10 protein-coding genes are annotated in these 12568 nt (G+C 62.4%); 2 read left to right on the top strand and 8 right to left on the bottom strand.

The genetic code is table 11. From position 1 onward, the window contains the following. Nucleotides 1-17: 17 nt before the first annotated feature. The 5 genes from DLM_RS12840 to DLM_RS12820 form a co-directional block, all read right to left on the bottom strand. Complete coding sequence (locus DLM_RS12840) at nt 18-1139, bottom strand: enoyl-CoA hydratase/isomerase family protein (protein ID WP_089086344.1); 1122 nt, start codon at nt 1137-1139, stop codon at nt 18-20. 11 nt (nt 1140-1150) lie between these two features. Beyond that, on the bottom strand, nt 1151-1933 hold the full coding sequence (locus DLM_RS12835; RefSeq protein WP_089086345.1) for an enoyl-CoA hydratase: 783 nt from the start codon (nt 1931-1933) through the stop codon (nt 1151-1153). A 373-nt stretch (nt 1934-2306) separates the two neighbouring features. Beyond that, entirely contained in the window at nt 2307-3467 is a 1161-nt protein-coding gene (locus DLM_RS12830) for an acyl-CoA dehydrogenase family protein (RefSeq protein WP_089086002.1), read from the bottom strand. 100 nt (nt 3468-3567) lie between these two features. Then, nucleotides 3568-5070, bottom strand: coding sequence for a CoA-acylating methylmalonate-semialdehyde dehydrogenase (locus DLM_RS12825; protein WP_089086003.1), 1503 nt, complete (start codon nt 5068-5070; stop codon nt 3568-3570). A gap of 45 nt (nt 5071-5115) precedes the next feature. Further along, on the bottom strand, nt 5116-5967 hold the full coding sequence (locus DLM_RS12820; protein WP_089086004.1) for a 3-hydroxybutyryl-CoA dehydrogenase: 852 nt from the start codon (nt 5965-5967) through the stop codon (nt 5116-5118). 144 nt (nt 5968-6111) lie between these two features. Here DLM_RS12820 and DLM_RS12815 point away from each other — a divergent pair, with 144 nt between their 5' ends. Then, nucleotides 6112-6504: a MerR family transcriptional regulator gene (locus DLM_RS12815; protein ID WP_089086005.1), complete on the top strand. Its 393-nt coding sequence runs from the start codon at nt 6112-6114 to the stop codon at nt 6502-6504. Between the two features lie 35 nt (nt 6505-6539). Continuing rightward, nucleotides 6540-7727 (top strand): acetyl-CoA C-acetyltransferase, encoded by a 1188-nt coding sequence (locus tag DLM_RS12810; protein ID WP_089086006.1) that lies wholly within the window; start codon nt 6540-6542, stop codon nt 7725-7727. 64 nt (nt 7728-7791) lie between these two features. Here the strand turns inward: DLM_RS12810 and DLM_RS12805 are convergent, their stop codons facing one another. The 3 genes from DLM_RS12805 to dsbD form a co-directional block, all read right to left on the bottom strand. Further along, nucleotides 7792-8904, bottom strand: a complete 1113-nt coding sequence (locus tag DLM_RS12805; protein ID WP_089086007.1) for an AI-2E family transporter — start codon at nt 8902-8904, stop codon at nt 7792-7794. Nucleotides 8905-9037: 133 nt separating this feature from the next. Continuing rightward, nucleotides 9038-10435 (bottom strand): methyl-accepting chemotaxis protein, encoded by a 1398-nt coding sequence (locus DLM_RS12800; protein WP_167467104.1) that lies wholly within the window; start codon nt 10433-10435, stop codon nt 9038-9040. 275 nt (nt 10436-10710) lie between these two features. After that, nucleotides 10711-12489 carry a protein-disulfide reductase DsbD gene (gene dsbD / locus DLM_RS12795; RefSeq protein WP_089086009.1) on the bottom strand — a complete coding sequence of 593 codons (1779 nt, stop codon included), beginning with the start codon at nt 12487-12489 and terminating at the stop codon, nt 10711-10713. Nucleotides 12490-12568: the final 79 nt, after the last annotated feature.

The raw sequence follows: 12568 nt of genomic DNA, 5'->3' as shown, positions 1-12568 counted from the left end.
CTCCTCATTTGTTGTACTTAAGGCAAGGTGGCCAAAGGGTGCTGCTCTGCCGGCCACGGTGCCACAAAGTGGCTGTCCACCCAGTCCTGCGGGATGTCGGCCAACTGGCGGTAATGCCATTGCGGTTGCCTGTCCTTGTCCACCAGCAGCGCGCGCACGCCTTCGCGGAAGTCCGGTTTGTGGCAGAAGTTGAGTGACAAAATCAGCTCCATGCGCAGCGCTTCGGCCAGCGACAGGTGGCGGGCGCGCTGGAAGATTTCCCAGGTCACGGCGGCGGACACCGGGCAGCCGTGGCGGAAATTTTTGGCCGCACTGGCCAGCCAGTCGTCATCGAACTGTTGCGTACCCAGGGCATCGGCCACTGTGGCGAGGTCGCCCATGCTCATCAGCTGATGAATGGTCAGCAGGTTGCGGGCGATATTGGACGCTGGCAGGTTGTTGCGTGCGGCCTGCTCCAGCTGGCTGAGCAGGGAGGAAACCTGGGCGCTGCGGGTGGCGCTGTCGGCATCCCAGTATTGCTGTTGCAGCTGCTCCAGCAACTGCGGCCAGGCGTCGCTGGCCAGTACGTGGTCGGCCAGATTGCAGATCAGCGCATCATGTGCATTCAGTGGCGCGCCGGTCAGGCCGAGGAACAGGCCGACCCGTGCCGGCATGCGTTGCAGAAACCAGCTGCCGGCCACGTCCGGATACAAGCCGATGGTGATTTCCGGCATGGCAATGCGGGTGGCACTGGTGGCCACGCGGTGGCTGGCCCCGGCCATCAGGCCCAGCCCGCCACCCATCACGATGCCGTGGCCCCACACGATGAGCGGCTTGGCATAGCAGTGGATGTGGTAGTCCAGCGTGTATTCTTCGCGGAAGAAGGCCAGCGCCTGCGGCTGCGGGTGGCTGTCGTCGCTCAGCAGCGCATCGCGCAGGGCGCGCACATCGCCACCGGCGCAGAAGGCCTTTTCGCCAGCACCGCGCAGCAGTACTGCGGCGATGCCGGAGTCAGCTTCCCAGGCGGCAAGCTTGGCTTGCAGCAGGCGGATCATCTCCAGCGTCAGCGCATTGAGCGATTTTTCGCTGTTGAGGGTGGCAATGCCGATGCGTTTGCCATCGGCACAGCGGCGTTCTTCAAACAAGACAACATCGGGCATGACGGCTCCTGTCAGCGGTTGTGCCATTGCGGGCTGCGCTTGGCCAGAAAGGCCTGCACGCCTTCTTGCTGGTCGGCGGTATCGAACAGCTTGATGAACTGCTCGCGCTCGTGAATCAGGTTATAGCTGGGCGGCTCGATGCGCGCGCGCTGTACCAGTTGCTTGCACACCTTGACCGAGGAGGGCGACTGGCGCGCCACTTTTTCCGCCAGCTTGAGCGCGGCTTCCAGCGCCTGGCCCTGACCGACCACTTCTTCCACCAGACCGATGCGTTCGGCGGTGTCGGCATCCACCCGCTCGCCACACAGAATCATGCGCTTGGCCCAGCCTTCGCCTACCAGCCATGGCAGCTGCTGGGTGCCGCCTGCACAAGGCAGCAGGCCGACCGCGGCTTCCGGCAGCGCCATTTGTGCCTGGACTTCGGCAATGCGGATGTCGCAGGCCAGCGCGCATTCCAGCCCGCCGCCCATGGCATAGCCGTTGATGGCGGCAATGCTGACACCACGGAAGGCGGCCAGCGCCTCGAAGGCCTCGCCGAACAGCATGGTCATTTCGGTAGCCACCAGCTTGTTGCCGTCGGCAAACAGATTGAGGTCGGCCCCGGCGGAGAAGAACTTGCTGCCGCTGCCGGTGATCACCAGCGCGTAAATGTTGTCGTCCGCGTTCAGGTCTGCCACCAGTTGCTTGAGCGCGTTCAGGCTGGCGCGGTTCCAGGTGTTGGCTGGCGGGTTATCGATGGTGACTTGCGCAGTATGGCCGCGTTTTTCCACTTGCAGATGAGCGTAATGTGTCATGGCGTTCCCGATCATTGGTAAGTAGTGCCTACAGTCTGTATACGATCTTTGTTGTCCTGAATCCGCTGCGCGGATGCCGGCTTGGTTTGCCGGGGCTGCCCGGCGGCAGGGAGGGGATATTTGCGTGGCCAAATATCCCCTCCACCCCTAAAGGCCACCCCGGGCAAGCCTGGCCTGCGGCTGCCCGCCGGATCCTGTCAGCCCCGAGGCGCGGCTGAACTCGCCCTGCGCTAACGTCGCAGGGCTCAAACATGCAGCCGCTTAATACCTCGGGTCTGCCATCCGGCGGCAGGCTTGATGGGGCCGTGGCTGCGTCGACAACCTCAATCCTGTATTGCAACATGCACCCCACAAGCAGGGTACATATGCGTGTTCAACGGATGCTCTCCAGCGCGCCGTCCTTCAGCAACTGCCGGGCGATGATCATGCGCATCACCTCGTTGGTGCCTTCCAGAATCTGGTGTACGCGGGCATCGCGTACATGGCGTTCCAGCGGGAAGTCCTTCAGGTAGCCATAGCCGCCAAACAGCTGCAAGGCATTATTGGCGACATTGAATGACAGATCGGTGGCAAAGCGCTTGGCCATGGCACAGTAGGCACTGGCGTCGCTGCTGCCGCTGTCCAGCTTGAAGGCGGCCAGACGTACCATCTGCCGCGCGGCCACCAGCTCGGTCAGCATGTCGGCCAGGCGGAACTGCACGGTCTGGAAGTCGGCCAGCGGCTGACCGAACTGCTGCCGCTCCTGCACATAGCGCTGGGCGGCATTCAGCGCGGCCTGGGCGGTGCCAACGGCGCAGGTGGCGATATTGATGCGGCCGCCATCCAGCCCTTTCATCGCATAGGCAAAGCCCATGCCTTCTTCGCCCAGCAGGTTGCCCGCCGGAATTTCCACATTGTCGAAGGTGATGGCGCGGGTGGGCTGGCTGTTCCAGCCCATTTTCTTTTCCTTCTTGCCGTACTGCACGCCGGGTGCGTTGGCGGGCACCACAAAGGCTGACACGCCCTTGGGGCCGGGGCCGCCGGTACGGGCCATCACCACCAGCACATCGGTGCTGCCCGCGCCGGAGATAAACATCTTGCTGCCGTTCAGCACATAGACTTCGCCCTTTTTCTCGGCGCGGGTCTTGAGCGAGGCGGCATCGGAGCCGGCACCCGGCTCGGTCAGACAGTAGCTGCCCAGCACTTCGCCACTCACCATGCGCGGCACCCATTCCCCGGCCAGCGTGGCGCTGCCGAAGCTGGCAATCATCCAGCTCACCATATTGTGGATGGTGAGATAAGCGGCGGTGGAGGTGCAGCCTGTTGCCAGTTCTTCAAACACGATGGCCGAATCCAGCCGCGACAGGCCCAGCCCGCCGTGGCTTTCCGGGGTGTACAGGCCGAGAAAGCCCATGTCACCGGCTTCGCGGATGGTGGCGAGCGGGAAGGTTTCTTCCAGGTCCCATTCGGCAGCGAACGGGGCCAGGCGGCTGCTGGCAAAGTCGCGCGCGCTGTCCTGGAAGGCCAGTTGCTGTTCGTTGAGTGCAAAGTCCATGTCGGTTTCTCCTCTTGCAGCAGCCGGGCCGGTGGGGGATTGCGGCCTGCTGCGGTCTTGTTTTATCTGACGTGAATCGGTCTGCCTTAAGCAGTGCAACTCAGCGCAGCGAAATGGTGGTGTGTACCTTGCCGCTGCTGGCCTCGTCGTCGAACCAGCGGCTGGTGACGGTTTTGGTCTGGGTATAGAACAGGATCACCTGTTTGCCGTAAGGGCCGAGGTCGCCCAGTTTGGAGCCGCGCGAGCCGGTAAAGCTGAACAGTGGCACCGGCACCGGAATCGGCACATTGATGCCGACCTGACCGACGTCGATGTCCTCCTGGAAGCGCCGTGCGGCAGCGCCGCTTTGGGTGAAGATGGCGGTGCCGTTGCCATTGGGATTGGCATTGATGATGGCAATGGCCTCGTCCAGCGTGTCCACGCCCAGCAGGCACAGCACCGGGCCGAAGATTTCCTGCCGGTAAATCGCCATGTCGGTGGTGACGCCAGAGAAAATGGTGGGGCCGACAAAGTTGCCCTCCGGGTAGCCATCCACTTGCACTTCCCGGCCATCCAGTTCCAGCACCGCGCCTTCGGCCACGCCCTTGGCAATCAGGCTGCTCACCCGTTCGCGGGCAGCGCAGGAAATCAGCGGGCCAAGGTCCGGGTTGTCTTTGCCTGCACCCACGCGCAGGGACTTGGCTTTAGCCACCAGATCGGGAATCCATTTGCGGGCTTCACCCACCAGCACCGCCACGCTCAAGGCCATGCAACGCTGGCCTGCTGCGCCAAATGCCGCGCCGGTCAACTGGTTCAGCGCCTGTTCCTTGTTGGCGTCCGGCAGCACGATGGCGTGGTTCTTGGCCCCCATCATGCATTGCACCCGTTTGCCGGCCAGGCTGGCGCGGTTGTAAACGTGGGTGCCGACGCGGCTGGAGCCGACAAAGGAAATGGCCTTGATGTCCGGATGGTCGCAAATGGCATTCACCACTGCTTCGCCGCCATGCACCACATTCAGCACGCCCGCCGGGATGCCAGCCTGCAAGGCCAGTTCCACCAGCCGCATGGTCACCATCGGGTCCTGTTCGGATGGTTTGAGCACAAAGGTATTGCCGGTGGCAATGGCCATCGGGAACATCCACAGCGGAATCATGGCCGGGAAGTTGAAGGGGGTGATGCCGGCACATACGCCCAGCGGCTGTTGCACGGTGTAAGTATCCACCCCTCCGGCCACGTTTTCGGCGTATTCACCCAGTTGCAGATTGCCAATGCTGGCGGCGTGTTCCACCACTTCCAGACCGCGGAAGATATCGCCCTCGGCATCGGCCAGAGTTTTGCCCTGTTCCGCCGTCAGCAGGGCGGCCAGTTCTTTCATGTGCTCGCGGATCAACTGTTGGTACTTGAGGAAAATCCGTGCGCGGCTGCCGATGGGGGTTTTCTTCCAGCTGGCGAAGGCCGTTTTGGCGCTGGCGACCGCGGCCTCGACTTCCCCGGCGGTGGCCATGGGGACCCGTGCCAGCACTTCTTGCGTGGCCGGGTTGATGATGTCGCGCCACTCCTGGCTGTGTGATTCGACAAATTCACCGTTGATCAGCAGCTTGACGCTGGGAACAGCCTGTTTCATCTGCAACTCTCCTGTGCTTGGCGGCTTGCGTGCCGTCTTGGTATGTCAGTCGTAGTGATAAAAACCCTTGCCGCTCTTGCGCCCCAGATGCCCGGCCGCCACCAGTTGTGCCAGCAGCGGGCAGGCGCGGTATTTGCTGTCACGGAATTCGCTATACAGGATGTCCATGATGGACAGGCAGGTATCCAGGCCAATCAGGTCGGCCAGTGCCAGCGGGCCGATGGGGTGGTTCATGCCCAGCTTCATCACGGTGTCGATGTCCTCCGCGGTGGCCAGGTTCTCGAACAGGGCAAAGGCCGCTTCGTTGATCATCGGCATCAGGATGCGGTTGGAGACAAAGCCCGGCCCGTCCTTCACCGTCACCGGGGTCTTGCCCAGCGCCACCGCCAGCTCGAATACCTTCTGGTAAGTGTGGTCGGCGGTCTGGATGGCGCGGATGATTTCCACCAACTGCATTAGAGGAACCGGGTTCATGAAGTGCATGCCCACCACGCGCTCGGGCTGTGGCACCCAGGCGGCAATGCGGGTGAGCGAAATGGACGAGGTGTTGGATGCCAGAATGGCATCCGCCCGCACCACGCTGCCCAGTTCGCGGAAGATGGCTTCCTTGATGGTCGGGTTTTCGGTGGCGGCTTCCACCACCAGGTCGCGGTCGGCCAGCTCGGCCAGCCGGGTGGTGGGGTGGATGCGCGCCAGAATGCCGGCGATGTCGGCTTCGGCAATGCTGCCTTTCTTCGCCATGCGTGCCAGGCTGTTGCCAATGGCAGCCAGGCCCTTGTGCAGGGCTGCCTCACTGACATCGGCCAGCCGCACTGCAAAGCCATGCATGGCAAATACCTGGGCAATGCCGTTGCCCATGGTGCCTGCACCAATCACGCCGATTTTTTGTCTTGTCATGTGCTGTTCTCCTGCGTTGTTTTTATCACAATAACTTGACGTTTACGTCAACGTCAATCAACAATCCGGCATCGGGGATCAAAACACGGCTGTCTGCTGCCAGCAGGCAAAGGGCAGGGCCAAAACAACAACAGGGGAACAGGCATGCAAAGCGTGACCTACAGCATCAGCCAGTTGGCGCAGGAATTTGATGTCACCACGCGCACTATCCGCTTCTACGAAGACCAGGGGCTGCTGGAGCCACAGCGCGATGGCCAGCGCCGCATCTATACCCGGCGCGACCGGGTGCGGTTGATGCTGATTTTGCGTGGCAAGCGTATCGGCCTGTCCTTGCTGGAAATCCGCGAGCTGTTCGATTTGTACGATGCCGCCAGCAACGACGAACCGCAACTGCGCGAGTTCATCCGCATCCTCAGCCGCAAGGAACAGCAATTGCAGGAACAACTGGACGACATCCGCGTGGTGATGGGGGAAATCAGCCAGATCCGCAGCCAGTGCGAAAAGGCACTGGGCAAACAGGCAGCATCAACACCGTAGCCGGGCAAGCAAGCCATTCAGGAAGGAACAGACAGATGCAACAGCAAGAATCGATTGTCATTGTGGGCATGGCCCGTACCGCCATGGGTGGTTTTCAGGGCATGTTTGCCAGCCAGACGGCCAGCCAGCTGGGTGCAGCCGCCATTCGCGCCGCCGTAGAGCGGGCTGGTGTGGCTGCCGAGGAGGTCGACGAGGTGATCATGGGCTGCGTGCTGCCCGCCGGCCAGGGCCAGGCCCCGGCCCGCCAGGCTGCGCTGGGAGCCGGGCTGCCGCTGGCCACCGGCTGCACCACCATCAACAAGATGTGTGGCTCCGGCATGAAGGCTGCCATGCTGGCGCACGACCTGCTGCTGGCCGGTTCGGCCAGCGTGATGGTGGCCGGTGGCATGGAGAGCATGAGCAATTCGCCCTATCTGATTCCCAAGGCGCGCGGCGGCCTGCGCCTGGGGCATGGCGAAATCAAGGACCACATGTTCCTCGACGGGCTGGAAGATGCCTACGACAAGGGCAAGCTGATGGGCGTGTTTGCTGAAAACTGTGCTGCTGATTATGGCTTCAGCCGCGAAGCACAGGATGCCTTTGCCATCGCCTCGCTCACCCGCGCCCAGCAAGCCATTGCCGAGGGCCGCTTCCGCGAGGAAATCACCCCGGTGCTGGTGGAGGGCAAGACCGGTACGCAAGCCATGGAAATTGACGAGCAGCCGCTCAAGGCAAAGCTGGACAAGATTGCCAGCCTGAAACCGGCTTTTCGCAAGGACGGCACGGTGACAGCGGCCAATTCCAGCTCCATTTCCGATGGTGCCGCCGCGCTGGTGTTGATGACGGCCAGCGAAGCCGCCCGCCGTGGCCTCAAGCCGCTGGCCCGCTTGGTGGCGCATGCCACCCACGCGCAGGAGCCGGGCCTGTTCACCACCGCGCCGGTGGGGGCCATGCGCAAACTGTTGGCCAGGACCGGCTGGACGGTAGCCGATGTCGACCTGTTTGAAATCAACGAAGCCTTTGCCGTGGTCACCATGGCAGCGATGCAGGAGCTGGGCCTGCCGCATGACAAGGTAAACGTGCATGGCGGGGCCTGCGCACTGGGCCACCCGATTGGCGCATCCGGCGCACGGGTGATGGTGACTTTGCTGTCCGCGCTGCGTCAGCATGGCGGCAAACGTGGCGTGGCCAGCCTGTGCATTGGCGGTGGCGAGGCCACGGCGGTGGCGCTGGAACTGCTGTAAGCGCGGTGTCTGGCCAAAACAAAAGCGCCCCCACGGGGCGCTTTTGCATGGTGGTACAAGCCGATTAGCGCGGCGCTTCCTGCTCCTCGCAGGGTTGTCCATTGTCCTCGACTGGCTCCGGGTAATCCTCCGGCCGCAGCCAGTGACGGAACAGGGTAAAACCCACGGCCAGCAGGGTGGGGCCGATGAACAGGCCTAGCAGCCCCCAGGCCAGCAAGCCGCCAATCACCCCCATGAAAATGATGGACAAGGGCATTTGCGCGCCCTGGCTGATCAGCAGCGGCTTGAGCACATTGTCGATGGTGTTGACCAGCAAGAAGCCCCACAGCAGCAGGAAGATGCCCATGCCGGTTTCACCGGAGTAGAACACCCAGGCGGCGGCAGGCAGCCAGATCAGCAGCGTGGGCAGTTGCGCCACCGCCACAATAAAGCACAGAAAACCCAGCACCAGCGCACCCGGCACACCGGCAATCAACAGGCCGATCACGCACAGCACGGTTTGCGCCAGGGCGGTACCCACCACGCCGGTGGTGACGCTGCGGATGGTGCGGGCAATCACCTCGGGCAATTCATCGGCGGTGGCTCCGCCCAGCTTGCTGATGGCCAGTTCGGCCCCATCCCACAGCTTGTCGCCATTGATCAGCAGTAGGCCGGCAACCACGATGGCCAGCACGATTTCCAGCATGCTCAGGCTGGCCGAGGCCCCGCTTTCCAGCGCCCACAGTGCGCCCTTGTTGATGGCCGGGCGGATTTTATCGATGAAGCCTGGCAGGTCCACCTGCACGCTCACCCAGAACTTGTGCAGTGACTCGCCCACCAGCGGCAGGGTATGCACCCAGGCTGGGGCATCCGGCAGGTGGATGCTGGTGAGGTCACGCGACATGGACGCCAGTTGCGGAATGGTGTCGGCCAGCGTCAGCGCCATCAGGCCGATGGGAATGGCCAGCGTCAGCGACAGCCCGCCGACAATGATGATGGCGGCCAGCTTGGCGCGGCCATTGAGCCGCAGCCGCAGCCGGGTGAACAGCGGCCAGGCGGAAATGGCAATGATGGCAGCCCAGGTGAGGGCTCCCAGAAACGGCTGGATCACCTTGAGGCAGGACAGGATGAGCAGGCCCATGACGGCGACGCGCAATACGGCCATCACGCTGATGCTGGGAAAGGGTTTGGGTGGCATGAGGAAAATCCGGAGTCTGAGTGAAAAGGCAGGCACAAAGCCTGCCCGATGGTGTGACACGTTAATGGATCAACCCGCGGACTTCAAGCCAGCATAAGGTGCAAAGCGTGCGGCCTCAGGCGGCAGGTCTCCTTCATTTCACCTTGACCATGATGCGCAGCACGCCCCACTGCCTGCCCTGTACCACGATGGGGGCGGAATAGTTTTTCATCAGGTCAAAGCGGCCACCCCCCATATTGCGGCGGTAGGTTTGTACCAGAAACGGCTTCTTGGTCTTCATCTGGTTGAGCGAGGTGCGGTCCAACTGACGCGTTCTGGCGCGGGAGTTGGCTGCATTCCATACCGGATCATTGGTGGGCGGTTTGGCAAATTCCCGGTTGATGATCGGGTAGTAATTGTTCATGTCACCCGGCGTGCAGGCGATGATGTCGGGCGAGGAGTCGACAATTTCATTGCACAGCGGCCCCAGATGGCGGGCGCAGAACTCGGTGTGGCGCGTCAGGTAATGCGGCGGGGTGATATCCGGCACTTGCTGGTACTGGGTATCGAACAGATCATTGATGGAAATTTCGCCGCGTTTTACCGCGTCTTCAAACAGTGTGGACACCTGCTTGGCCGACGCCACGATTTTCTCGATAAACGGCGTGTCCACCGTCTTGATACCGGCTTCGGAAGTCAGCGAAACCAGATCCTCGCTCATGTTCAACAAGGAGGCGGTATGGCCCTTGATGACTTCGATATCCTTCAGCGATTCGCGGGTGGTTTCCGCCACAACCCGGATTTCTTCTTCAATATGACGGCAGTGTTCGCGGTTGCCTACCGCCTCTTCCACAATCCCGGCCACCGATTGTTTGACCTGGGCCAGATCCTTGCTGATCTGATCAATGCGGGTAACGGCCGAACCAATCTCGCCGGTGCCGGAACGTGCTGCCTGGGCAACCTGCGAGGCGGCGCGGCTGTTGGCAATCAGCGAATCCACCTGGCTGCTCAGCGCGCTGAGCGTGGCCTGAATCATTTGCACCGCGCCCTCGGTCTGGGCTGACAGGTTCTTCACATTATCTGCCACCACGGCAAAACCGCGACCGGCTTCCCCGGCGCGGGCCGCCTCGATGGACGCATTGAGCGCCAGCAGATTGGTTTGCTTGGCGACATCGTTGACCGTTTTGGAAACCTGGGAGACATGTTCCAGCGAGGTGAGGATTTCCGGCAGCTTGGCTTCGATCTGGCCAACACCGTCCACCAGCTCCAGGATGGCATCCAGTGCCACTTTGACGGTGGCGCGGGTTTCTTCCATGCAGGTGGCCGCCTCGGTGGCATTTTTATGGGTGGATTCGGCCGCATCGCCGATACGGGTGTTGGCACCGGACAGGGAATGCACCGCCTCGACCATCGAGGCCATTTTCTCTGTGCGGCTGGTGGCTCGCGCATGCACCGTGTCCACCCGGCCGTCAATTTCCACCGATTCAATGCCCAGCCGGCCAACGCGCTCGGCCAGCGCGGTGACAGTACGGCGCAAGGTATCTTCTGACACGGTATCTTGCGGCCCGCTCGCGGCCGGCTGATCACCCTTCACCCAAAACATGAGACCCATAACTCCCCCAACATTCATCTGCGGTTTCATTAACGGCACACAAGCAGCTGGCATGGCCTGTCAGTACGACTCGGTTTTTGCACTGCACAATGCTATCAGAATAGCACGCAAAATAGGATCAGTACGCACAGGGCCTGAGCCCTGCCCATACTGATCCTGGATATTAGCGATAATGATGATAAATGTTAATGACGTTTGGGTTGCTGCCGCATGGTTTACAGTCGGCGGGCAAAATCGGCAGCCGGGGTAAAGCCAATGATGCGGTCACGCTCCTGGCCTTTGCGGTCAAACAGGATGATGCCCGGCGGGCCGTACAGGCCAAAGCGTTTAAGCAGGGCCTGATGCGCTGGCAGGTTGGCAGTCACGTCGGCACGCAGCAGCACATAGCCTTGCAATTTGGCTGTCACGGCCGGGGCGGGGAAGGTGTCGCTTTCCATTTCCTTGCACGACACACACCAGTCGGCATAAAAGTCCAGCAGCAGCGGCTTGCTGGCAGCCCGCGCCTCAGCCAGTGCGGCATCCAGCCCGGCGATGTCGTTGACCGGGCCAAAATGCATGGCCTGGCTGGCACCGGCCTGCGCCTTGTTACCCGCCAGCCATTTCAGCGGATAGCGTGGGTCGCTTTCCCCGGCCAGCGCCCCGGCCAACTGCGCCGCGCCCACCAGGAACAGCAGCAGGCCCAGGCCCTTGCCCAGCTTGTGGCTGATGTGGGCATTGCCCGGCAGGGTTTCAAACGCCTTCAGGAACACCGCACAGCCCACACACAGCGCCGCCCACAGTATCAGCACCAGCATGGCGGGCAGGAAGGGCGTGGCCATCCAGATCGCCAGTGCCAGCATCAGCACGCCAAAGGCGGCCTTCACCGCCTTCATCCAGCCACCGGCACGCGGCAGCACGTGGCCGCCAAATGTGCCGATCAGGATCAGCGGCAGGCCCAGCCCCAGCGCCATCGCATACAGCGCGGCACCGCCCAGCACGGCATCGCCGGTGCTGCCGATATAGCCCAGCGCCAGCGCCAGCGGCGGTGCCACGCAGGGGCCGATGATCAGCGCCGACAGCGCGCCCATGGCAAACACCGTGGCCAGCTTGCCGCCGGACAGCCGGTTGGAGGCATTGGCCAGCCGGGATTGCAGTGCCGAAGGCAGTTGGATGGTGTACAGATCAAACATGGACAGGGCAAACACCACCATCAGCACGCTGGCACTGAGAATGACGGCAGGCTGTTGCAGCCAGACAGTCAGCAGCGAGCCGGTGAGCCCGGCAATGATGCCGATCACGGTGTAGGTGAGCGCCAGCCCCTGCACATAAGTCAGCGACAGCCAGAAGCCGCGCCGGCGCGTGATGTGCTGGCCCTCACCGGCAATCAGCGAAGAGACAATGGGTAGCAGCGGATACATGCAGGCAGTGAAGGCCATGCCGATGCCGGCCAGCAGGAAGCTGCCCAGCGTGGCCAGCCAGCCCTTGGCCGCCAGATTGCCACCACTACCCGCCGGCTTTCCCGGCACCGCCTCGGCCAGCCAGTTGCTGCTGTCATTGCCGGCGCTGCCATAGGCATTGATGTCCAGGTGGTGGGTATAAGGCGGGTAGCACACCCCGGCGTTGGAACAGCCCTGCAGTTTTACATCCAGCCGGAATTGCGCTGGGGCATCGGCATGCAAGGGCAGCTTGATCAGCTTCTGGCCAAGATAAATCACCTGCTTGCCAAAAAAAGCGTCCTGCTTTTCCTTGCCGGCTGGCAGTTCCGGGCTACCCAGCAGACCGGCTGGGGCGGTGGTGAAGGACAGGCGGTCGCGGTAGACATAATAGCCATCCGCCACCTTCAGTTGCAGCAACAGGTGATCGGGCTGGCGTTCCACGCTGACGGCAAAGGCCTTTTCCGGTGGCAGCAGGTCTTCCTGGTTGACCGCCATGGCGGCAGTGCTCAGACCGAGCAGGCCAAGCAGCGCCAGCAGGCGCCACAAGGGGGACAACAGGCGTAACAGGGAGTGCGGCATGATGGTGCGTTATCTGGAGGATGCAAGGGTTGACCAGCAAGAGGCCCGCCGGTTCCGTGCCGGCTGGCGGCGGCTAGCG

Origin of the sequence: Aquitalea magnusonii (genome assembly GCF_002217795.2) — a bacterium.
In the GTDB taxonomy this organism is placed as follows: domain Bacteria; phylum Pseudomonadota; class Gammaproteobacteria; order Burkholderiales; family Chromobacteriaceae; genus Aquitalea; species Aquitalea magnusonii_B.
Note: the sequence above shows the minus strand (reverse complement) of the source record. Positions and strands in the feature narration are given on the sequence as shown.

What these genes read in the sequence shown, in the direction of transcription:
- DLM_RS12840 (WP_089086344.1), bottom strand. Translation starts at nt 1,139, where the DNA reads ATGCCCGATGTTGTCTTGTTTGAAGAACGCCGCTGTGCCGATGGCAAA.
- DLM_RS12810 (WP_089086006.1), top strand. Translation starts at nt 6,540, where the DNA reads ATGCAACAGCAAGAATCGATTGTCATTGTGGGCATGGCCCGTACCGCC.
- DLM_RS12825 (WP_089086003.1), bottom strand. Translation starts at nt 5,070, where the DNA reads ATGAAACAGGCTGTTCCCAGCGTCAAGCTGCTGATCAACGGTGAATTT.
- DLM_RS12835 (WP_089086345.1), bottom strand. Translation starts at nt 1,933, where the DNA reads ATGACACATTACGCTCATCTGCAAGTGGAAAAACGCGGCCATACTGCG.
- DLM_RS12805 (WP_089086007.1), bottom strand. Translation starts at nt 8,904, where the DNA reads ATGCCACCCAAACCCTTTCCCAGCATCAGCGTGATGGCCGTATTGCGC.
- DLM_RS12830 (WP_089086002.1), bottom strand. Translation starts at nt 3,467, where the DNA reads ATGGACTTTGCACTCAACGAACAGCAACTGGCCTTCCAGGACAGCGCG.
- DLM_RS12815 (WP_089086005.1), top strand. Translation starts at nt 6,112, where the DNA reads ATGCAAAGCGTGACCTACAGCATCAGCCAGTTGGCGCAGGAATTTGAT.
- dsbD (WP_089086009.1), bottom strand. Translation starts at nt 12,489, where the DNA reads ATGCCGCACTCCCTGTTACGCCTGTTGTCCCCCTTGTGGCGCCTGCTG.
- DLM_RS12820 (WP_089086004.1), bottom strand. Translation starts at nt 5,967, where the DNA reads ATGACAAGACAAAAAATCGGCGTGATTGGTGCAGGCACCATGGGCAAC.